This window comes from Alishewanella sp. HL-SH06, from assembly GCF_052656265.1.
Genome location: NZ_CP199752.1, coordinates 3,090,745 through 3,113,515, shown reverse-complemented (window position 1 = coordinate 3,113,515; position 22,771 = coordinate 3,090,745). Strand labels below are relative to the sequence as shown.

Annotated in this window: 16 protein-coding genes and 2 pseudogenes; 8 read left to right on the top strand and 10 right to left on the bottom strand. The window is 50.1% G+C overall.

What is annotated here, in order from left to right:
* Window positions 1-6 precede the first annotated feature (6 nt).
* The 3 genes from ACUJFK_RS14450 to ACUJFK_RS14440 are packed head-to-tail and all read right to left on the bottom strand — an operon-like array spanning window position 7 to window position 2,496.
* Complete coding sequence (locus tag ACUJFK_RS14450; RefSeq protein ID WP_248348001.1) at window positions 7-1,248, bottom strand: tyrosine-type recombinase/integrase; 1,242 nt, start codon at window positions 1,246-1,248, stop codon at window positions 7-9.
* 1 nt (window position 1,249) lies between these two features.
* Window positions 1,250-1,519, bottom strand: coding sequence for a hypothetical protein (locus tag ACUJFK_RS14445; RefSeq protein ID WP_015066535.1), 270 nt, complete (start codon window positions 1,517-1,519; stop codon window positions 1,250-1,252).
* 2 nt (window positions 1,520-1,521) lie between these two features.
* The gene (locus ACUJFK_RS14440; RefSeq protein WP_445425299.1) at window positions 1,522-2,496 is read right to left on the bottom strand and encodes a ParM/StbA family protein; all 975 of its coding nucleotides are present in this window, start codon (window positions 2,494-2,496) and stop codon (window positions 1,522-1,524) included.
* A 482-nt stretch (window positions 2,497-2,978) separates the two neighbouring features.
* Here ACUJFK_RS14440 and mobI point away from each other — a divergent pair, with 482 nt between their 5' ends.
* Complete coding sequence (gene mobI, locus ACUJFK_RS14435) at window positions 2,979-3,404, top strand: conjugative transfer protein MobI(A/C) (protein ID WP_445425298.1); 426 nt, start codon at window positions 2,979-2,981, stop codon at window positions 3,402-3,404.
* A 10-nt stretch (window positions 3,405-3,414) separates the two neighbouring features.
* Here mobI and umuC read toward each other — a convergent pair.
* Both umuC and ACUJFK_RS14425 read right to left on the bottom strand, forming a co-directional pair.
* Window positions 3,415-4,545, bottom strand: a pseudogene (umuC, locus tag ACUJFK_RS14430) (translesion error-prone DNA polymerase V subunit UmuC); the annotation flags it as partial.
* Window positions 4,546-4,766: 221 nt separating this feature from the next.
* Window positions 4,767-5,932, bottom strand: a pseudogene (locus ACUJFK_RS14425) (IS3 family transposase).
* A 597-nt stretch (window positions 5,933-6,529) separates the two neighbouring features.
* Here ACUJFK_RS14425 and ACUJFK_RS14420 point away from each other — a divergent pair.
* From ACUJFK_RS14420 to ACUJFK_RS14400, 5 genes are all read left to right on the top strand, one after another.
* Window positions 6,530-8,296 (top strand): EAL domain-containing protein, encoded by a 1,767-nt coding sequence (locus ACUJFK_RS14420; protein WP_445425297.1) that lies wholly within the window; start codon window positions 6,530-6,532, stop codon window positions 8,294-8,296.
* Between the two features lie 76 nt (window positions 8,297-8,372).
* Entirely contained in the window at window positions 8,373-9,113 is a 741-nt protein-coding gene (locus ACUJFK_RS14415; RefSeq protein ID WP_445426792.1) for an alpha/beta fold hydrolase, read from the top strand.
* 336 nt (window positions 9,114-9,449) lie between these two features.
* Window positions 9,450-11,003, top strand: coding sequence for a methyl-accepting chemotaxis protein (locus tag ACUJFK_RS14410; protein ID WP_445425296.1), 1,554 nt, complete (start codon window positions 9,450-9,452; stop codon window positions 11,001-11,003).
* 14 nt (window positions 11,004-11,017) lie between these two features.
* On the top strand, window positions 11,018-15,052 hold the full coding sequence (locus tag ACUJFK_RS14405; protein ID WP_445425295.1) for an EAL domain-containing protein: 4,035 nt from the start codon (window positions 11,018-11,020) through the stop codon (window positions 15,050-15,052).
* Window positions 15,052-15,681 (top strand): biliverdin-producing heme oxygenase, encoded by a 630-nt coding sequence (locus ACUJFK_RS14400; protein ID WP_445425294.1) that lies wholly within the window; start codon window positions 15,052-15,054, stop codon window positions 15,679-15,681. Before ACUJFK_RS14405 ends, ACUJFK_RS14400 begins: the two co-directional genes overlap by 1 nt.
* A gap of 100 nt (window positions 15,682-15,781) precedes the next feature.
* Here ACUJFK_RS14400 and ACUJFK_RS14395 read toward each other — a convergent pair whose 3' ends face one another.
* From ACUJFK_RS14395 to ACUJFK_RS14385, 3 genes are read right to left on the bottom strand one after another with little or no spacing between them, the layout of a single operon-like run.
* Window positions 15,782-16,192: a TetR family transcriptional regulator gene (locus ACUJFK_RS14395; RefSeq protein ID WP_445425293.1), complete on the bottom strand. Its 411-nt coding sequence runs from the start codon at window positions 16,190-16,192 to the stop codon at window positions 15,782-15,784.
* Entirely contained in the window at window positions 16,176-18,029 is a 1,854-nt protein-coding gene (locus ACUJFK_RS14390; RefSeq protein ID WP_445425292.1) for a hypothetical protein, read from the bottom strand. Before ACUJFK_RS14390 ends, ACUJFK_RS14395 begins: the two co-directional genes overlap by 17 nt.
* Complete coding sequence (locus tag ACUJFK_RS14385) at window positions 18,026-18,460, bottom strand: hypothetical protein (protein WP_445425291.1); 435 nt, start codon at window positions 18,458-18,460, stop codon at window positions 18,026-18,028. Before ACUJFK_RS14385 ends, ACUJFK_RS14390 begins: the two co-directional genes overlap by 4 nt.
* Before the next feature lie 49 nt (window positions 18,461-18,509).
* On the opposite strand from ACUJFK_RS14385, the gene istA reads away from it, so the two are divergent.
* A complete protein-coding gene (istA, locus tag ACUJFK_RS14380) occupies window positions 18,510-19,544 on the top strand; it encodes an IS21 family transposase (protein ID WP_445425290.1) in 1,035 nt (344 codons plus the stop codon).
* On the top strand, window positions 19,541-20,314 hold the full coding sequence (gene istB / locus ACUJFK_RS14375; protein WP_445425289.1) for an IS21-like element helper ATPase IstB: 774 nt from the start codon (window positions 19,541-19,543) through the stop codon (window positions 20,312-20,314). Before istA ends, istB begins: the two co-directional genes overlap by 4 nt.
* Here istB and ACUJFK_RS14370 read toward each other — a convergent pair.
* On the bottom strand, window positions 20,260-21,618 hold the full coding sequence (locus ACUJFK_RS14370) for a hypothetical protein (RefSeq protein WP_445425288.1): 1,359 nt from the start codon (window positions 21,616-21,618) through the stop codon (window positions 20,260-20,262). The genes istB and ACUJFK_RS14370 overlap by 55 nt on opposite strands.
* The gene (locus ACUJFK_RS14365) at window positions 21,615-22,754 is read right to left on the bottom strand and encodes a tyrosine-type recombinase/integrase (protein ID WP_445425287.1); all 1,140 of its coding nucleotides are present in this window, start codon (window positions 22,752-22,754) and stop codon (window positions 21,615-21,617) included. The genes ACUJFK_RS14370 and ACUJFK_RS14365 overlap by 4 nt, the downstream gene beginning before the upstream one ends.
* Window positions 22,755-22,771: the final 17 nt, after the last annotated feature.

The following is a 22,771-nucleotide window of genomic DNA, read 5'->3' as shown; positions in this document are numbered from 1 at the left end:
TTTATTTTATTGTCCGAAACGCCAGTTGAACGGAAAGCCTGTCGGCTCGATGATGGTCTCTAGCTGTTGATACCAAACGTCGTAAGCATGACGCATTTCATCCAGGTACTGATATTGGTTGTAGATAGCATCCAACCCTTTTTTGCTGTGGCCAATCATCAACTCGGCAACTTCTTGCGTGGTGATGGCTGACATTCGCGTTCGCATCGTTCTGCGAAGATCATGCATAGACCAGTGTTCCATCTCAATACCAAGCGACCTGCGAGCCCAGATTTTCACATTGTTAGGAATAGTGGTGTCAAAGCCATTTGTGGCAAGCTCTTCTTGTCCGTTCGCGGGAAACAAGTAAGTTGATTTGCTCATCTGCATCGCCAGTTCAATCAGCTCGATAGCTGGTTTGATTAGTGGCCGCATGATCGGCGCTCCAATTTTCTCACCTTGTTTGCGGATCTCTATGGGCACTGTCCACATTGCAGATTGCAAGTCAAAGTGATGCTTTTCAGCTTGAATGAGTTCGCCCTTGCGCCCTCCCAATAAGAGAAGCAGTTTTATGTAGATGCGATTCTTCTCAGTGATTTTTGACTCATGCAAATAGCGCCAAAGTATCCTGATCTCGTTGTCATTTAGCACCCGAGTTCGTTTGCCTTTCTTACCGCCGACTTTCTTTGCAGTGATCCCAGCGGCAGCGTTAATTTCCAAAATTTGTTCATCTATCAGCCAGTCATAAAACTTATGCAGCACAGAAACTAGGCGTTCTGTGTTTGAAGGGGACGTCTCCGAAACCTCACGAAGACAGTTTCTTAAGGACAATTCATTGATGTCAGTTAATGGATACTTACCAAGTCGGGGCAGTAAATATATTTCACTGCTGCGTTTTTGGTAGTGCCACGTTTTCTCTTTTAGCCCTTGCTTACCGGCAGAGTCTATCCAGTCTCGAAAAATCGATTCGAAGCTTTGATTGGCAGAATACTTGGCCCGTTCCTGCTGTAGGTAGAGCTTGGGGTTTCTGCCCTGGTCGAGTACCACCCTTAACCTATCCAGCTCATTCCTGGCTTCAGCAAGCTTCATAAGTGGGTAAGTACCTATGTCTACCCGCTGTTGCTTGCCATCGAAACGATAACGAAACTGAAAAACAATTTTGCCCTTGGGCGATACCCGAGCACTTAGCCCATCACGGTCGGCTTTTACTACGGTTTCTTTTGCTTCTTTATTTAACCTGGCATCGAGCCAGCTAACTGATAACGCCATGTTATAAGCCCAGCCCTAGTTTTGATTTTAATGATTGTTTACGTGATTCTGCTTTGGGTTCTGGCGCTGTACTCTTAGAAGTAACTTCACCATCTGGTGCAAGACCATCTACCGGTACAGATGTCGTGGATAGATTGGGTTGGCTCATGTGAATTAACCCAAAGGTGGCCAGCATCCGCAGACGCTCAGCACGTTCCCGTGGTGGCGTCTTTTCCAATTCTTTGAGCAGTTCAGGGTGGCTCCCTGGGGGAATGTTGACGACAACTCTCATAATCAGGCCCCATAAAACCAGAAGCCTCGGACGTTCGCCAAAACAGACTGTTCCGGCACGATTATCTTGCTTCGTGAAAAAATCTCCTTGGCCGCTTCCTTATAAGCCATGGCTCCACCTCCGGCGATCAATACCAAGTCCGCATTGATGCTTTCGTCACGCATGGATTGGCGCATGGCTGTAAGAGCAACAGGCGCTACCTTTTTCGTGGCAGCATTCAGATAAGGTGAAATATCGACTTTTTCTCCAAATAGCAGCACCTGCAAGTCGCCGGTTCTCATGGCTTTTTCAAGTCGATCCATACCCACTTTGGCACCATGATCTTCCGAAATCAGCTTATCAATGGTTTCCAGTAGCACGGACATTGCCTGAAGACTGGTTCCTGATGAGCTGTAGCGAATTTCTCCGGCCTCAAGGGCAACCCAGTCAACAGAAAAAAAGCCGGGATCTATGACGACGACGCGACCTTCTTCAATCAAGCCCAAATCTCCACCTGTTTGAACCAGATCCATATAGGCACCGGCAGGCTGCGGCAGCACTTTGACGTCATGAACGGTGATGCTGCGCTTAGGCGTCACTTGATGGACACCTTTTAAACGCTGCACAAGGTCAGACTTACGTTGTGGTTCATGAAACTGGGAAACCGGTAATCCAGTGACAACCAAATCGATGGATTCTGTTTCAGCCATTAACAAGGCGGCATGAAAAAGTGCCTTATAGGTTTTTGTGGTGGGATATTCCGGGTGAAGCTCTCGTTCCCAGCCTTGAAGGCGTCCAGCAGGCACACCAGCGGCCCAACGCTCATTATCGACAGATACATACAAACAAGTTTCATCATCGCCTCCACCGATACGCTCTGGCATACGATCCGCAGGACCGGCACCCGCAGGCAGAATAATGGTTTTCGGTTCACTGCCTGATTGGCCAATTGCCAGCTTCAGGTTTGAGTAACCGATATCTACGCCTAGTACAAACATACTTATCTCCTGTGCACTCAAAGTGCTCTAACGGTTTTCAATCAACCGCACTGGCCACGCTTGGGCATTTCCAAGTGCTCTGGCGGTTCACTCAAATGTCATTATCAGGATTCGGTGCACTGGCGGTGGGCAGAAAGGTGACAAATCCTTTCATCTATCTGCCTATTGCATTTTCGCAAAAGTATGAGAATAGGCTCTGTTTGGCGGCGGATGACTGAGCCAAAAAAATCGAGACGCCAAACGTCGTTTGCATTCTGGCCTGAACTCGCCAAACGGTTTGTATCTTCATGATGATACGTCTTTTTAGGCGTTTTTAAGTGAAATCGGGCTGTATCCCTTGTCAGGTATGGGATTGCGCGAGTTGATTTATATCGAGACGCCAAACAGTGATTGTGACGGCAGTTTTACGTTTGGCGTTTCGATCCAAAAGCCAAACGGATAGTGGTTTTGGCTTTTGGGGTTAATTGGGTGGGGAAATTGGTTTGGTAGAAATCGTCAATGAACAATGGAAAGCAGATGTGTCGGATTTACTTCAGCAAGAAACGAACAGGCTAAAAGCACTGGCACGAGCTGAAGTTGATGACTTTTGGGTCACCCATTACAAGGTTCGCGAGAATGCGCCCTTTAAAGATTGGGGGCTGCTTGGTGTCCGTATCAGAGACTTTAAGTATGGCTTTGGCATTGAGTGGTACATCAACAGTTTTCACGGTCAACGAGGCAAACGCGTGGTCTTTAGCAAGGGGCTGCGTATTTCAAAGACGAAGCTGAGATACGCATTTTTGGACTGCCAAGGTTTGGCCAAAGAATGGGAGCTAGCGCTGGCCATAGAGAAAGAAGAATTCTTCAGTGATATTCGACGCCAGGTTGATAAGCTCAACATGCTGCGTCGCAGAGTGAATGCCTATTGAGTTAACTGCGCTACTTCACTCGTGGTAACTGGTCCCAGTGTGTCGTATAGGCGGGAGATAAATGCTCTCGCTTCATCGACCAATCTTTCTTCGTACCTTGTCCAGCAAAGAAAACCTTTCCGGCACCGCTTTGGTTAATGGTGTCCAATACAGACATTAACTGCTGGCTATTGGAGCGGGTCGATACGTCATCGAATAGTCCTGGTTGAAACATGCCGGGATCGTAAAAGTCAGACAGCATGACGCCCGCTTTGGCATAACGAAAACCATCCTTCCAAATCCGCTTGAGTAAGTGATTGGCCAGCTCGATAAAATCCCGTGTATCGCAACTGGGGATCAGCAACTCACCTGATGCAGAGCTGCTGTATTGCGGCTCGTTGTCCTTAAAGGGGCTGGTACGTATGAACACGGTCATCACTTTGGCTTGCTGCTGTTCTTTGCGAAGCTTCTCAGTGGCGCGGGTTGCGTATTCACATACGGCCTCACGTAACAATTCAAATTGCGTTACTTTTTCGCCAAATGAACGGCTGCAGACGATTTGTTTCTTAGTTGGTGGGATCTCTTCAAGTTCAATGCACGACTCACCATTGAGCTCTCTGACAGTTCTCTCTAAAACCACTGAAAACTGGTCTCTGATGGCTCTAGGAGAGGCATTGGCTAGGTCTAAGGCTGTGGTGATACCCAACGCATTTAAACGCTTAGAAAGCCGTCTACCAACGCCCCAAACATCATCAACCGGGACTAATGCGAGCAATCGACGTTGCCGATCTGGATTGGTCAGGTCTACAACGCCCTGAGTGGCGGGATATTTCTTGGCGGCATGGTTCGCCAGCTTGGCGAGTGTTTTAGTTGGTGCAATGCCTACACAGACGGTGATCCCAATCCAGTGGCCTATGCGCGCTCGCACTTGTTGTCCGAACTCGACAAGGGATATGGCAGACTCAATACCGGTTAAGTCCAAAAACGCTTCGTCAATGGAGTAAACCTCTACTCGTGGTGCCATCTCTTCCAAAGTGCGCATCACTCGACTGCTCAAATCTGCGTACAGCGCGTAATTGGACGAGAATGCCAAAATACCATGGCGCTGCATTTCAGCTTTGATTTGAAAAACGGGTACGCCCATTTTATTAGTCCTGTGGTTACATGTAACAACCTTATAAGTGACTGAAAAGACTGAAAAGAGTCGGAGTTACACATTTTCAGGTTTTCACTCTGATAATGTGACAATATTTTGGCCGGTTCTGGCCGTAGATGACCAGCATAATTCGGCCGTTAAGGTCGCAAAGCGAACATACAGATTAGCGCTTTTGGGGCAGTCTGACCTCACAACCGCGTGTTAGGGCTATGTAGTGGTCAAGTGTTTTAGGCCACCGTCTTTTGAGCTTTCCAGTAGGCCTGCTCAGCCACATTCGGCGGCAGTCCGTCGTTGTGCTTATGTGGTCGCCGCGAGCTGTAATAACCGATCATGTAGTCCGTTATTGACTGCTTCGCCGAGGCAAAGCACGGATACCCGGTTTCCGGCACCCACTCTGTTTTCAGGCTCCTGAAAAAGCGCTCTGTTGGGGCGTTATCCCAGCAATTTCCACGACGACTGAGGCTCTGCTTCATCTGGTGCCGCCAGAGCAACTGTCGGAAACCCAGGCTGGTGTACTGGCAGCCCTGATCCGAATGAAACATGACTTCCGACGGCTCTCCGCGTGACTCGTAGGCAATCGTCAAAGCCTTTTTTACCAGCTCCGTATTGGGCGATAAAGACATTGCCCAGCCTACCGGTTTACGAGAGAACAAATCGATGACCACCGCCAGATAAGCCCAGCGTGCACCTGTCCAGATATAGGTAATATCGCTCGGTCCAAACCTGATTGGGCTCCTTCACATCGAACTCCCGATCCAGAAGGTTCGGGATATCCAGGTGCGGCTGATCCGCTTTCTTGTAAGCGTGACTTGGCGGTTGCGTGCTCACCAATCCCAACTGCTTCATCCGTCTGCTGGCACGGTAACGGCTCAGCGGTATTCCGGCCTGCGTAACTATTTGGGCAATACTACGAGCGCCGGCCGAACCGTTACTGGCCTCGTGCGCTTCGACAATCTGATCCAGCAGTTCCTGTTCCGTTTCGCAGGGTCTGCTGTCCCGGCTGCGCCAGGCCCGGTAGCTACTGCGATGCACCCCAAACACCTGACACAGGTGCTGCACCGCATAGCTCTCTTCAAGTCGCTCGATTATCGAGAGTTGCTCAGGGAGTCCGACATCAAGAGAGCGGTGCCTTTTTTAATATCTCCTTCTCTTCCTCCACCCGCCGCAGCTTGCGCTTCAGTTCCTGAATCTCACGCTGCTCCGGGGTCAGCGCCTCACCTTTCTGTGGAGCCTTGCCAGATCGCTCCGCTCGGAGTCGGCGCACCCAGTACTCCATCGTGGATTTACCGACACCCATTGCCTCACAGGCTGCCTTCAGGGTGTAACCCTGGTCTACCACAAGCTGGGCGGCCTCCAAGCGGAATTCCGGGCTGTATCTTCTATTCTTCGTCATCGTCTGCACCTGACTTTCTGTGTGAGTGATCATACACTCAAAGTCAGGTGGCCGGATTCACTATGCCACTACAACTGGCCGACCAGAATCATGGTAAGGGAGCGGCTTCGGCCCGCAGTATGGAGAGCGTTGAAGATATCGCGCGCGAGCTTCACGAGCTGGTAGTCAGATTCAAGTCATAATCACGAGGAAAAACAGGGTTATGAATGGTGTCTCCTCGGCGATCAGAGGTCACGGATGTGTATTGGAATATTAACAATTAGCTACAAAATGCCTGTGGAGCACTTTCTGCGCGAAGCATAAATTACCGTTGAAGCGCACCGGCTTCGTCTGCGCAGAGGATTGGTTGTGAAGGTACTTGTAATTGAAGACGATAGCCTGGTTTCCGATTTGCTGGAAACGGTTATTTCCGGTCTCTTTGTTGGGGTTCAGGTTTTGGCCGGATTTTTCCAACTCTGGGTGGACCTAATACGGGGTCAGGGTTACAGATCATTACCTTTCGCTTATTGAAATTTCTGTCAATGTGGGCCACACTAAACATGTATTGAACGGAGGCACATTCGCTTCCTACGTTTTACCTGAACCTGTTAGAGCGGCATGGGCATCACTGATTTAATTACTCTCGACCACTTCCCCGTTGGCAGCCTGGTGTCCAATGCTTCCCGGCAAGTCATTTATAGCAATAGTTACTTTGCTAGAAAGTATGGCTATTCGGTCAATGAGCTTGTCGGGAAGGATTTCTTTTCACTTCTAAGTCGGGCCTCACAGATCATGTACGACAGCTATCTTATGCCAATGCTGGTGCGAGAAGGCTGCTGTGAAGAAATTCGGCTGACCTTGATCAACTCAGATGGCGACACTGTGCCGGCAGTGGTTAGCGCCAAGCTGCAAGAAAACGGCAACGGTCGAATCTTCTGGAGCGTTGGGCATGCTGCTCGTTCCGAGCAGTTGTTTGAGGAGCTCACCGAGGCCAGGAAGCTACTCCAACAAAAAGTTGCGTTGCTTCACACCCTGTCTGACACCGACCAACTGACCGGTTTGCCAAATCGTTCCGCTCTTACGCGCCATTTGACCCAAAAAATCTCACTTTTTGCGGAGGGCGAACTGGCTTTCGCTTTGGCATTTATTGATCTTGACGGCTTCAAAGAGGTGAACGACCAATACGGGCACTACATGGGAGATAAGGTTCTGAAGCTTATTGCCAAGCGCATGGCTGGCAACCTTCGAAGTGACGACCTGATTGCACGGCTTGGTGGTGATGAGTTTGTCGTTTTGCTTCATGGCCACTTCAACGCAGCCATGGCGGAAGAATCGGTTAATCGTTTGATCCGGCAAATCAGTGAGCCACTTGAACTTGACGCTTTGACATTACATGTGTCGGCCAGCGTTGGCGTAACGCTTTACCCACAAACCGAAAACATAACCCCGGATCAGCTGATTAAGCAGGCGGATCAAGCCATGTATCAATCCAAGTTGGCTGGCCGGAATCAAATGAGCCTGTTCAACGTCGATAACGAAAAGTATCAAAGAGAAAAGCACACGGAACTTCATGCAATCAAAGCGGCCATGGCTGCCAACGAGTTTCAGCTTTATTATCAGCCAAAAGTGGATATGCGCAGCGGAAAAGTTCTCGGGGCAGAGGCGTTGATTCGCTGGAATCATCCGGTCGAGGGATTAAAAGGACCCGCGACGTTCTTGCCGATTATCACGGAAACGAATGTCGGGCTCGATCTTGGGCAATGGGTAATAGTCAACGCCCTTGAGCAGCTTCAGGCCTGGCTTTCAGAGGATTTGGACATCCATATCAGTGTCAACATTTCCGGTTATCACCTGCAGGACCCAGACTTCCTCAAGAAGTTGACCCGCGTACTCTCGGCATTTCCAGATATTCCGAAGCATCGGTTTGAACTGGAGGTGCTGGAGACGAGCACAATCGAAGACGTTGAAAAAGTATCCCTTGTACTTTCTAGCTGCAGAATGATGGGCATAAGAGTGTCACTGGACGACTTTGGCACAGGCTATTCAACGCTCGGTCATCTGCGGGACTTATCGGTCGACACTCTTAAAATTGATCGTAGTTTTGTAAAGGACATGCTGACCAAACCTGGAGACCTTGCAATTCTTAAGGGCATCATCGGATTTGGACAGGCGTTTGAGTGTGACCTCATCGCGGAAGGCATAGAAACTTATCAGCATGCGCAAAGTCTCATGGAGCTTGGCTGTGATTGGGGACAGGGCTATTACATTGCGCGCCCGATGCCGGCTGCCAGCTTCATTGAGTGGGTTTGTGATTGGCGAGAAACTGGATTCGTAAAAAAATTCAAAGCGACTGATGCTTTGACAACGACCGAAATTAAGGAGTGAAACCAGCGTGTTCACCAGAGAAGAGATTATTGCGAGGAACAATGTTCAAATCATTGGCTCCGGTGATACACCGCTGATGCTGGCCCACGGCTTCGGTTGTGATCAGAACATGTGGCAATACTTGACGCCTGGTCTCAGGGATCGCTACACCCTGATCCTCTTCGATTACGTCGGCTCTGGCCAGTCACAACTGTCGGCCTTCAGCGAGGCACGATACAACACATTGGAAGGCTACGCCCGCGATGTCAGTGAGATTTGTCATGCACTGAACCTGACGGACGTTCATTTTGTCGGTCACTCGGTCAGTTGCACGGTTGGTTTGTTGGCGGCACTTGAGCACCCGGAATACTTCGCGAGTCAGATAATGATTTGCCCCTCTCCCTGCTTTCTAAATGTTCCACCGGATTATCACGGCGGATTCGAGTGGGCAGATCTGGAAGAGTTGATTGAACTGATGGATCGGAACTATCTGGGCTGGGCCAGTTATCTGGCGCCTTTGGTGGTCGGCGCTGAAGGATCCGCGATGTTAACCGGTGAGCTTTCAGACAGTTTCTGTTCCACTGACCCCTTGGTTGCCAAAACGTTCGCAAAGGCGACATTTTTTTCTGACTACCGTCATCTTTTACCATGCGCCAAACATCCGACGCTCATCTTGCAGAGTCAGGTTGATGCGCTGGCCAATGAGAGAGTCGGAAAGTACATCCATGAGCATATGCCAGACAGCAGGCTCCGGGTTCTCCCGAGCGAGGGTCATTGTATCCATATGACACATCCGGAGTTGGTAAGGCCGGAGATCATGGATTGGCTACAGGCGTGAATTTGAGCAATGCTCGAATGTTCGCTTTTGTTTATGCTGCTACGGTCGCAAAGCGAACATTCAGATCCGAGTCCGTATGGCTCTTTCATTCCGGCACTTGAGAAAGAGGTTGTTTCAGTCCTAGTCATTTTATTTTCGAATGTAGCGCCGGAATCCAGGGACACCGCCACCAGAACCGAAAATGACATTTGCGGGCTTCCTGGTTGTTTTCGACAGGAGCAAGACCGAGGACTCAAAAAAATCTTCAATTAGATACAAAAGTCTGGTATCGTTGTGGAAAAGTGTGCCGATACTAACTACATAGACACAAAGGCCACTTAGACAAGGATGAATACAGTGCGACAAAACCTTCCCGTCACGAATACTGAACAAAAATTTCCTAGCTCACAAAAATTGATTTCATCGACCGATCTGAGAGGCAAGATCCGCCATTGCAATGACGCATTTGTCGAGATTAGTGGTTTCAGTCGTGACGAGCTTATCGGTCAGCCCCACAACATAGTGCGGCATCCCGATATGCCGCCTGCGGCTTATGAAAACATGTGGTCTCATTTAAAGGCTGGTAAGCCCTGGATGGGCCTCGTAAAAAACCGTTGCAAGAATGGCGACTTCTATTGGGTAAGTGCCTACATAACGCCGGTTACCAGTGAAGGGGAAGTGATCGGTTATGAATCTGTGAGGTCCTGCCCTGATCGCAGAGATGTTGAGCGGGCCGAGGCTGTATACAGAAAAATTCGTAACGGAAAGACGGGCATACCAATTTGGAAACGTGTTGCCCCGAGTACATTATTTTTAATCGCCACCTTTGTACTGGCAGCCCTTCTGTTTTCGATGGGGCATAAAGTTGCATCTGAACTGAGCTTGGCGGTTGGAGTCATTATTTACGCCAGCTGGGTGCAGTTGGCGAAAATCCAGCTAATGAAGTCGGTTGCAAACTTGATGGGCCAGACGTTCACAGATGACTTGGCGGCAAAAACCTACACAGATGATGACTTACCACTGGGGCGCTTAAAGGTTGCTGTGAGAGCTCAACAATCTCACCTGGATGCCGTACTAACTCGAATTGAAGACTCGGCGAACGGGGTTAAAACCGCAGCAATTCAGGGACTAGAGGTCAGCTACGAGGGTCAGGAAACACTGCGCAAGCAGCAGGCTGAGACTGAACAGGTTGCTGCGGCGGTCCATGAAATGTCTCAAACGATTGGCGAGGTTTCTGCCAATGTTCAGCAAACCGCAGAAAAAGCCGAAGGGGCGAGGGTTTTCGCCGACCAGGGAACCCAGGTTGTGGTTCGAACTCGGGAGTCGATACAAGACCTTAAAGCGACCGTTCACGGTATCAGTGAATCTGTGGGCGCATTAGCCGACGAGAGTAGCAAAATCGCGGGCGCGGCCAAAATAATTGAGGACATTGCGGAACAGACCAATCTGCTTGCGCTCAATGCGGCGATTGAAGCGGCTCGGGCGGGAGAACATGGGAGAGGTTTTGCTGTTGTCGCTGATGAGGTCCGAGGCCTTGCAAAACGAACACAGGATTCAACGAAGGAAATCCACGGCATTATCGATAGGCTTCTGACTCGTTCATCTGATTCGGTGAGGGTTGCCGAGAAGGGTAAGAAGGCGGCAGATGATGGTCTTGAACAGATGTTGGAAGCTGAGCAGACGCTTGGGCAGATTACTGACTCTGTCGGTACCATTGCAGAAATGGCAACCCAAATGGCGGCTGCGGTTGAGGAGCAGGCACAGGTTTCGGATCAGATAAATGAACAAGTGGAGCAAATTTCCACATTAGCCACAGAAAACTTACGTCAGGGAGAGCAAGCGACTGGAAGTGTTCAGAAAATGGAGCGTATTGCCGGCGAAATGCACGAACTTGTGGTCCGGTTCAAATAGGCGGAGGCAAACCTATGGATTACCGAAACGGCGGTTCCGCTTCAGTTTCTAAAAGCGATTTGAAGCATTGTGAGTCTGAGGACCTTGCACACCCGGAGTTTATTCAAAGCTTTGGTGCGCTTCTTGTCATCGACGCAGAAACCGGTGAGTTGGTCCGATGGTCTGACAACGCTCCGTCTTTGCTGGATTTCGATTTCGCGTCCGATAGTCGCCACCTTGAGTCAGTGATTCCTGATTTGGCTAAGCTTGTGAACCAATCAGGAGATGAGACATTTGCTTCGGAGGCACAGCAGTACCTTGGAAAACTCCGGCGTCATGGCCTCTCCGATGTCACGGGCTCCGGATTTACGGCGATAGAGTGCGTCTGTCATACGCCACCAACTCAGAGGACGTTCCGGCTCATTGAGTGCATTCCAGTTGCCGATCCGGAGATCGTCGAATCGCAGGCGGACAGCACGGAAGATCTCGATAGAATGTTCCGCGTTGTCAAACTTATAGAGTCAAGCCAGACCATCGATGAGCTGATCGAGAATTTTGCACGGTCGGTCCAGACATTAACGGCTTATGACAGGACCATGGTTTATAAATTCGACGAAGACTGGCACGGCGAGGTCGTTCAAGAGGTGGTCGCCGATCACCTACAGCAACGATTTCTTGGGCAGCACTTTCCTGCGTCTGACATCCCGCGAAATGCACGTGAGTTGTATAAGAAAAATCTATTGAGGGTCATTGCAGATGTCGATGCCGAACCATCTGAAATAACGCCGTCCAGTGAATACTCTGAGAAGATTGATCTGTCCCGCAGCGTGCTGAGAAGCCCATCGCCCTTTCATCTCGTGTATTTAAGAAACATGGATGTCAGGTCGACGCTGACGCTTTCGATCATTGTGGATGGTGAGCTGTGGGGCATGCTCGCTTGTCATGACAGCCGACCGCGAGTTCCTCCTCATTCAACACGTAACAGTGTCTTGTTCATGATGGAAATGGTCACTCGATTCATGTCGAACCAGATCGGATTATTGGAACGCCTGGATCGATCCCAGAACAAGCTTCGTTTCCTTTATGGCTTAGATGAACTTAGCAGGCGTCATGAAAAGATAGACGAATTCCTGTTGTGCCTCATGCAGTTCCTTCGAGAATTTTTACAGGCGGACAAAGCTACGCTGATAGAGCGCAAACGCATTTACGGAGATCTGGTTGACTCCCGGCTGCTTGAATTTTGCCGAAGCCATGCACTTAAGCATAGGGAGGAAACCTTTGTTTCGCACTCCGCTGGAAGCTTTGAACCGATTTCCGAGGCTGCCTCAGAACAGGGAATCGGAGGTTTTGTGTTTTTTCCGATTTTTGCGTTGGAAGGTTGTGGCATTCTGCTGTTGCGCAACACTATCCATCGCTCCAGGGATTGGGCGGGTAAGCCCGGTACCTTCAGCTTGCAGGAGACAGAATCCGGGCAAGTCGTATTGGGTGCGCGCGAGTCCTTTGAGATTTGGAGAGAAATCGTTTCGGATCAATGTGAACCGTGGCCACGGGATATCAAAGAGTATCTGGCCTCAGCTTCGGTGCCAATCTCCCAGGTTGTCCTTAAAAATCGCGAAAAAGAGGCCAATGAACAACGTCGTATTCTGGCGAGTGCCGTCGAGGAGATGCCGGATCTTGCGCTTATTACAAAAAGCGAGCCCGAAGGCCCGGGCTTAGGGCGACAGATCGTTTACGCCAATCCGGCTATTTGCAAACTCTCAGGGTATTCTTCCGACGAGTTGATCGGAAAACCACCCTCCATTTTACAGGGCTCGGGCACGGACAAGGCGGAGCTTGCGCGCATTAGCAGAGCACTTAAAAACGAACAGCCAGTCAGTGCCACTCTCCTGAATTATTCCAAGGACGGCACGCCATATCACGTTGAGCTGAAAATCGTCCCGGTCAAAGACGAGGAGGGAGACACAACGCATTTTGCCAGTGTTCAACGGGATATCACGGAGGAGCTTGCGCTTCGTCATAAGTTGTCCGCACAGAATGAGCAGCTTCAGAATCTGACGAACAGGCTCCCGGGAGCTGTATACATTTTCCAACGATCTTCTGACGGACAATATGAGATTCCTTTCGCGAGTGTCGGTTTCTCAGAGTTATTTAAGCTCTCTCCATCAGACACGCACGATTTTTCGGTTATCAAAGAACAAATCTGCCGAGCTGAACATGAAGCGCTCATTGAAAGCATTGAGTCGAGTGCACGAAATCTTACGCCTTGGAGGCACGCTTTTCATCTGAACACTGAGGTACATGGTAGCGTTTGCATTATTCGAGGCTACGCCATGCCATATGAACAGACTGATGGCAGTATCCAATGGTTTGGCACGCTGGAGGAGATCACGGAGCGCGAAACCTTAGCCCTAGAAATTGAAAGTCGGGAGCGCGACATGGCTGCCATTCTGCAAACGATCCCCGAAACTGTTATTGACCTAGATGCGCAAGGAGAGATTAAACGTGTTTATTCTAATCGTTCATCGTTCTTAGGGCGTTCGCTACAGACTTTTGATGGTGAAACTCTCTCCAGCGTGCTTCCGCATACTGCGCTTATCGAACTGTTTCAGTCACTTGAAGCGTCAGGAACCGGTGAGACTGAATTCGAATACGGTAAGGGTAGCCAACAGCAATCGTTTCTAGCCAGAATGAGCGCCAAGGCAAGCCGAGACAGTAACCTGGAAGGTTATGTCCTTGCATTGACAGATATAAGTGACCGAATAGCCGAACGGAATCAGGCGATCTACAACGCGGAACACGACAGCCTGACCGGGCTCTTGAACCGGCATGGCTTTGAAATAGCGTTGGAGCGTATTTGTGAACCGGACGCCCTTCACTCCACGATGACGGCATTTTTCATCGATCTCGATGGTTTTAAAGCTGTCAATGATATTCATGGACACAAAACTGGCGACTCAATACTGATTGAAGTAGGTAAGCGCCTGAGCGGTTTAACGGGACCTGGCTCGACCCTCGCGCGTATTGGCGGCGATGAGTTCATTCTCGTGACGAAAACTGGAGACCATAAGAATTTTCAGGAAACGGAGGCAACGGAATTTGCTGAGAGCATGAGGAAAATGCTCGCTTTGCCATATCAGTTGGAAAGGGTCACCTACCATATAAACTGCAGCATCGGGATTGCTCAGTCTCCTCCTCAGCCGGGTTTGGCCAAAAACCTACTTGGGTATGCCGACACGGCCATGTATGCGGCAAAGCGCGATGGCGGTGGACGAGTCCGGTTTTATGAGCAGTCTATTCGAGAGGCTACGCGCCACCGATTCAAACTTGAACAAGATCTTAAAGTGGCGCTCCAGGCCGGCGGTATCGGATTGCGGCTCGCCTATCAGCCGGTTATCAAGGATGAAAAACTCTTTGGTTTTGAAGCATTAGCAAGATGGGAACACCCAGAGCTGGGCTCGGTGTCACCGGGAGAGTTTATACCTTTGGCAGAGCAGAGCAGCTTGATCCTGCGCCTTGGTGATTGGGTTATCCGTGAGGCGGTAAAAATGTTGGTCGCATGGAGTCGATCTCATGAAACCGCGCACCTGACGCTGGGAATCAACGTTAGTCCACTTCAAATCAAGCAAGACGATTTTGCGGAACAACTATTGGATACACTTCACTTAGCGAATATTGCCCCAGACAAATTGAAGGTCGAAGTAACCGAGTCACTCGTTCACCACGATTTGGAGCGCTCCATTGAAAAGCTTCGGGTGCTCCGCAGAGAGGGCATCCAGTGCTCCCTTGACGATTTTGGTACGGGCTATTCATCGCTCGCTTATTTGCGCAGATTACCTCTCGATGAAGTGAAAGTAGATCAGCAGTTTGTGAGGGAAATGGGCAGAGACGCTGGTGCTGAGGCAATTGTAAAGCTGGTTTTCAGTCTCGCAAAGACTTTGGATCTTAGAGTTGTGGCAGAAGGCGTTGAGACAGAGGCAGAATTAATTGCTCTCAAGAAACTCGGCTACCGGTGTTTCCAAGGTTATTTTTTTGGCAAGCCGCAGTTCGAACCAGATCTAAGGTATTTGTGATGGATGCAATCCTGGCACTTCGCCAAAAAACCAAAGCAGCGCACTCGGAGCTTGAGAGATTGGATGCGGTTGGCTCGATTCTGAGAGACGATTTGTCACCCTGCCAATATCGAGATCATCTACGATGGTGGTATGTCAATTGGACTGCGTTGGAAAGCTTGGAGAAAGAACTCCGGCCGATACCTGCAGATTCGATGCTAGTGCCTAAACCCCGCGCATACAGGGCTTTGAAAGATCTGAAGGAAATCAATAAGGTTCTTCACAATGAAGGAGGCCGGGTTTTTGAAGTTCACAGTTTCGAAAAGCCTGACCTTGTGCCGTCGATCGGATCTTGGCTCGGCCTCGTTTATGTTATGCATGGAGCCAATCTGGGGCGCAAAGTTATTAAAAAGCATTTGACGAAGTGTCTTGGGAATTCTGGCTTTTCTCGCAGCCTTTCGTTCTTCGACGACAGTCCCTTAGATCCCCAATGGCCGGCAGTCGTCAGCCAACTGGATCAAAAAATCACTGAGACCGGATCTATCGAGGCGTCGAGTGAGGCCGCACTTGCAGTGTTTACATGGCTGGTTGAACGCGGCCAGCACGGTCAGGAAAAGCTGCGGGCTGACTTCAGATGTTCAAAGAGGTAACCATTTCATCAAACGGTTGGGCCACTGAAAATAGACCACTCAGCGAAGGATGCGAATGTTCGCTTTTGTTTAATACCGGGCGGCCAAAATATGTATAGCACTACTCACTCGGTTTCCCCCTAAAAACTGTCACGTTTTTACTCTCTAAAATAGCCAACAGACGACGGTTTTCGAGTGCCAAGGTAGCGTTTTTTGAGGCAAGTACATTGCGCTGCTCCGTTAGATCCACGATCTTTGAACGTAGCTGACGATTCTTGAAACGCTCCTGTTTGAGCTGGAGATGTTTCTCGTCACGCTGGCTCTGGATCGCTTTGTTGGCATTGCCCCGGATGCGTTCCATCAAGTCAGGATAGTCTTTGTGAATCAGGGCACGACTGACTCCAGCTTCCTCAGCCACGGCAGCCACCGAGACCTTCCGCCCTTTCTCAACTAACTTAGGCTGGCCTTTTTCCAGTCGCACGATGGCCATGCGGATTCGTTTGTGAGTCTCTGACTCAGATGGTTTCGACATCGGCCAGTTGCTCCTTGAGGCGGTTGATGTCTACGCCGAGATCGGCCAGGACCTTCTCGCATCGATCCATGGTCCTTTCGACGGTCTTCGATCCCGAGGCGTCCAGATCCTCGATCTGGCGCAGCTCAATTTGTTGCTGGTAAAGGCCTTCCCAGAACGGCTTGTGGTTATCGTCAATGCAACCGTGCTCACAGTTCTCGCACTGGCCACCTGCACAGTCTACGCCGGTGTCATTGGTGCACCAGGCAATGCCTGTGGACCGCAAGTACACCAGTTCACTGATGGCCTGAACCATTTCCCGACGATCTTTATAGGTGCGAGTCTTCTCGGTGCGGCTTCGCATCTGACGGACATGCTCCCCCATGCCACCGGAGAGCGGTGTGTCCGGCTCCAGCCAGTGACCGACGATGGCTTGACGCTTTTCATCAAACGCGGCATAGATTTCATCATAAAGCTCCAGATCCTGCGCCTCGTTCATTACATACAAGATGGTCATATCCAGGCTCCAGTGCTTGAAGTGGTCTCGCAGGTAACGAAGGTCGCCCAGCTTGTGATGGACAACGTAATTCGCAAATGTGCGGCGGAACTGGTGCGATGCCAGTTTCCAGTCAAGCTTCAGGCTTGTTGCAAACCTCTTCAGCCGATCATCCAATGATTGCCAACTGATCACACTTATGGGATTACCCTTTTTCATGCTTCTAGTCAGCCCAACACACTCAGAACACTCCTGTAAGCGAGTCACCTCCTGATGATCACCGACTGCTATGGCATGTTCCAGAGCCTGTTCAAGCTCAATTTGCATGGGCTCTGAAAGCCGTTCGAGCGTCTTCACGGCGTGAATGGCGATCTCGGGGCACAGCCATGACGTTTCGCCCTCATGGGTTTTATCCGAGCGCGAGCCGAGGAAGTAAAAACGCTCACCATCCCGAACCTCGCTGTACCAGTGATCCCGCCTGATGTTGCCCAACTCATGAGCCCGGATGCCGGTGGTGGCCAGGATGATCACGAAGCAACCATCGCGCAGCTCGCGAAGGGCGTTGTTTAAGGCTCCAAAACCCAGATCCCAGCCGCGGGTTTTCAGGAAGCGAGATTTTTCCTTTATCTGACCAGATAGGTTTTTGTAGCGTAATTGATAGTCGCCCACCGCGTCTCGATTTCCCAGCAACTCGGTAGCCCTGCTCAACAGGGATTCGGACTTTTGGAAGAGGGGGTGCAGCACCTCTTCCGGAATGATGTCGGTTTTCGGCTTAGTTGCTTGTTTCAATTTGGCCAGCGCACTTGCGGAGTTCTCGGGCCAGGGATGGTCGAAACCGTTTGGTGTATCCAGCAGGTGGCGCCAGCACGTCTCCACAACAAGGAGTCGTTGTGCTTTCGTGCCAGGAGCCAGAGGCTCACCGATCCTGTTAGGTGAGGTGAGCTGGTTTACGTGTCGAACATAGCGGTCTGCAACCATAGGCGTGACTTGGGCAAGGCTTCGGATACCCTGTTCGTGCAGCCAGTTCAACCAAACCACAAGTTTCATGAACTGGCCAGAAACTGTTGAGACCGCTAACTTCGTGTTTGCCCAGATCAGTCTCGCCATGACTGCTTTGGATTCGGACCGGAGTTGTTTACATCTGATGCGGGCAAAATCCAACTTGCGCTTGCAGTCCACGAGACTTGTCGGGCAACCGGTCTTCGGTAACCACCAAACCATGTCTTCGTAGCGAGACAGCACATACAGTACCCCCTCTGCCCGATCGGTGGTGACAATGCCGAGTAAGCCTTCGCCGCTCGGCAGGGCTTCCCGAAGCCGTTGACGGTCGGCCAGCACCACTGCCTTGGATACCATGCTCATATCACCATCCTCGCCATGCTCAGGTCTCGCCAGAAGGGGTGTGGATTCGTCTTCGCTTTTTCGCGCTGCTCGTTCACCTGAGTCTCATCAAAGTGGGGCGCAATCTCTTCATCGATCAGCCGAACGACTTGCTTCAGGTATTTGGTCCAGCGCTTGCCACCAAAGCTGTCGTAGTTTCGCAGGGCGGCCCAGTAGAAGCTGAACAGGCGATAGAGGTCATCGCCGGTGACGACAAAGCTCTTGCACCGGAAGCATCCTAAATAGTCCTGACAGGGCTCACCGTTTTTTGGAGCGCGATGCCCCCGCCGCGCATCTTGGCAGGACGCCACGGGGGTCCGATCACTGGTGATGATGGTGGATGCGCTGAGAAGTTCTTGAACGCGGGCCTCGCCCAATGTTACCAACAATGCAAAACTGATCCACTTCAACAATTGAAATCTGATCCACTTGTTTTCACTATAGTGCCTTTTCGGGGGCACTTTGATCACAAAAGAAGAACTTATGAAAATTCAGATTTTGCATCAGCAAGGCCTATCGCAGCGGGCAATCGCCAAACAATTAGGGATTTCACGCAATACCGTTAAGCGCTATCTGCGAGCTAAAATTGATACCCCAGTCTACTCTGCTCGTGAAAAAGGCCGCTCATTACTCGACCCGTTCAAGTCCTTTTTACACTCACGTATCGCACAAGCTAAACCAGTACACCTGTCAGGTGAAGTCTTGTTCAGAGAGCTTAAAGAGCTCGGTTATACCGGAAGTTTATCGTTATTACGCCAGTACTTATTCCAATACCGTGGCAAGCCTACACCTGAGCCTGTGGTGCGATTTGAAACCGAAGTGGGTAAGCAAATGCAGGTTGATTGGGGGCAGATGCGCGGTGGTAAAACACCCATCCATGCCTTTATCGCGGTATTAGGTTACAGCCGGGCAATGATGGTGGTCTTCACCGATAATATGCGTTACGACACGCTGGAACAGTGTCACCGTCTAACATTTGATTACTTCCAGGGCATTCCACGTGAAGTTTGGTACGACAATATGAAAACGGTCGTGGTTGAGCGAGATGCTTATGGCGAAGGTGCGCATAAACTTAATCAGGCTTTTTACCAGTTTGCTAAGAGTATGGGGTTTATTCCTAAACTGTGTCATACCTACCGACCACAAACGAAAGGCAAAGTGGAACGCATGGTGCGTTATGTACGTGATAACTTCTTTCGCCCTCTGAATACCAAGTTAATGGCATTAGGCCAGATATTGGATGTCAATACCGCCAATGAGCAAGTTGCTTTATGGCTGGATACGGTGGCACATCAACGTATTCATGACACCACCAAACAAAAGCCCGCAGAGCGTTTAGTGGAAGAGCGTAAGGTACTGCAAACATTGCCCCCTCGGCTGTTAGCTGTTGCATCGTCCTTACCTGATAACAGCCCACTCCCTTCATTAAACAAGCTAAGCCAGCAACCGCTACATCATGATTTAAGTGTCTATGACCAACTGATGGAGGCCATATGAACTTACAGTTATCACGACTTAGCGAACTCGCTAATGCGTTGCAGTTGCCGGGTATTGATGCGAATGCCTGTGATTTAGCCCAGCAAGCAGCAAAAGAAGAGTGGGATTATCTCACCTTCCTTGAGCAAGCGCTTCAATGTGAGAAGCGTTCACGCCATCAGCGAAAGCAGCACATGTTTACTCGTATGGCGGGGTTCCCAGCAGTAAAAACCTTGGAGGAGTTTGATTACGCCTTCGCGACTGGCGTGCCTAAAAGGCAAGTCACCGAACTTGCTTCGTTGTCGTTTATTGAGCGACAGGAAAATGTGGTGATGCTAGGGCCATCAGGTGTGGGTAAAACGCATATTGCCGTTGCACTGGGTTATAAAGCGGTGCAGGCAGGGATCAAAACCCGCTTTATCAGCGCATCAGACTTAATTCTGCAACTGGCCACAGCGCAGCGCCAAGATAACTATAAGCAAGTGATGCAGCGTTCAGTTGTCGCACCAAGGCTTCTTATCATTGATGAAATAGGCTATCTCCCCTTTAGTGCGCATGAAGCAAAGTTACTGTTTGATGTGATTGCAAAACGGTATGAGAAAGGGTCGGTTATCTTGACCAGCAACCTGCCATTCGGTCAGTGGGGACAGGTCTTTGCAAACGATACCGCGTTAACGTCAGCAATGTTAGATCGGGTTTTACACCACTCGCATATCTTACAAATTAAAGGAGAAAGTTATCGTATTAAAGAAAAGAAACAAGCTGGATTAATGGATAAAACTAAAGAGTAGTGGATCAATTTTAGATTGTTGGGGTGGATCACTATTGGATTGTTGTTGACACCCAAGAACCGCATATTCGTTTCGGCCTCCGGAGGAGCTTCCCAATAATGAGCGTCCCCTGTTGAGATGGTGTGTCGGCCCGTTCTGGCCGCCGCCAAAGGGTCTTGTCCAGACATTTCCCAGACGCGGTTCAGGAGCGTTTGTCTCAATCGACTAATATTCAGTTTGAGCGGCCTTCCATCGTCGGTCTGGAGCTGGTGTTCATCAACGAGCCTGTTGACTCTTTCTGTAAGCATATTCTTGGTCAGCCGGACTGGTTTCTGCTGGTAACGCTTGCTCGTGGATTCATAAACCAGCAAGCGATTCGGGTCACTGAACTGGCGTCGGATGCTCGCGTTTCGCTCAACGATCAGATCAATGGCATCAGCCGCGTACAAATGGATACTGGCCATCTCGGTCACTTCCTCGGATTTTCTCAAGGCGACAACCTGAGTGGCATTTCCACGGCGCTTAAAGCTCACCAGAAGCCGAAGGTTGGACTTTAACGGGTGGGGCTGCACGCAGTCCGTCACCAGCTCCAGAATGGGCGTACAATTCATACCCGTAGACAATGCGATGGAAAGCACACCCACCGCGAGATCGTAGCTGTCTAGCGGCTCAGAGTGTGCCACGATCCGTTCCATTTCTTTTCGCAGGGCTTTGACCACCCGTCGTTTCTCGTTCTTGCTGAGCGCTTTCTGACCTTTGGAACGCTTGTTGGAGTTCGGAAAGGGGTTGGCTGGCCACACCGTTTTAATATCCACTTCCGGCCAAAAGCCGAAACGATAACAGGCTCTGAGCAGGGCTATGGCCTTCGTGTAATAGCTCTTTTGCGTGACGTATCCGATGGGCTCGTTTCTCAGGTACTGCACGAACTGATTGATTGTATGGGTGTTCAGGTCCCCCATGGAGAGGTTTTTGCCACTGGCTGTATGAAGCAAAGAAAGAAACGGCGTAGCTTTGCGAAAACCGTACAGCCAGTAACCTACAACGGTTGTAACCGCCAGGGAGTTACCCTTCGTCTCCAAGCTCTCAGCAACCAGCTTTTCAATCGCACTTTGACAGGCCGCAGTGATGTCGTCATAGCCCTGACCGTAAAACGGCCCGAAGTCAGCGGTTCTTACAGAGGAGGCACTTTCGGGAAAAGAAACCACGGTGTTTGCCGGATTTGAGGGTATCATCTGATCGACGATACTGACCTTCGCTGCACTCGTGGATTTGCCGGCGTCCTGCACCCCAGTTTCCTGGCTCACCAACGTAAAGTCTTTTTTCATGCGCAGGCTACCTCCCTGGCCGTGTCCTCAATTTCCTCCTGATAGCTGGTGCGCAGATCGTCTTCGATATCATCCAGAAAGTGCAGGTATTTTTCGGTGGTCACGATGCTACTGTGCCCTAGTCGATCTCTCACATAGAGCAACGGATTGAACGTATTGCTTTTGCGGGTCATCAGCGATTTCAGGGTGTGTGTCGCATAGGTATGACGCAGTACATGGGGATGACAGGCAAACGATAAGTCCAGTCTGTTCAGTTGATTGTTGAGTGAGGTCCGAATACTCCAGGGTTTTCCTTTTGCCGTGACAAAGAGCGTCTTCGGGTGCGTCCCGCGCTGTCTAATCGTCTCATGACGTTCGTGGATCAGGTAATCCCAGAGATCCGCCATCAATGAAATAGGCACATGGATCGTCCGTGGAACGTCTCCCTTGGTTTTCATCTGTTGGGGATCTAGCTCAACCTTCACATGACTCCGGGCCGAGACCGACTGAGGTGCCGACACAGAGGTAGCTGGAAACGTCAGCAGCTCTTCTTTTCGCAAACCCGTCAGCAGTGCCAACCGAACGATCAATCGGAGAGTTTTGTTCTTGATAGTTTTGAGCAGCTCATCGACCTGCTCTTTGTTGAGGACTTTGATCCTGGTTGGCGTGGTTTTCAGCAGCAAATCCGGCTTTACTGCATATCCCCCGGAGGTATCTGTGTGTGTCAGGAAACCCTTTGTCTGCCTCACTCTCACTGTCTCAAGGTCGTAAGGCAGTGTGCTTACCCAACCTTGCTTGAGAGCAAATTGATAGAACTTGATTACTAGATGAAGTCGTCGATTGACGGTTGAGGCATTGAGCTTAAATCGATCAAAGGAAATGTCCCGATACAGGGCTAACAGAGTTTCGTGATTTCGGTGATCAAGCTCTCTCCAATCAAACCCATTGGCTTCGATGAACTCGAAATAATCACACAGATCTCTTCCAAACGTTTCCCAGCTACCTCGGCTTTGCACACTTCCACGTTTTAAGCAGTGATGAACGAGAAATTCCATTCCTTCGACAAACACATCATGATTGGCTTTGAGAAGAATCGGGAACCCTTCATAGCAGTGGCCCCTGATTTCAAACTCTGACGTAGCAAGAAGGAACTCCACCCTCGAATCTCCAATAC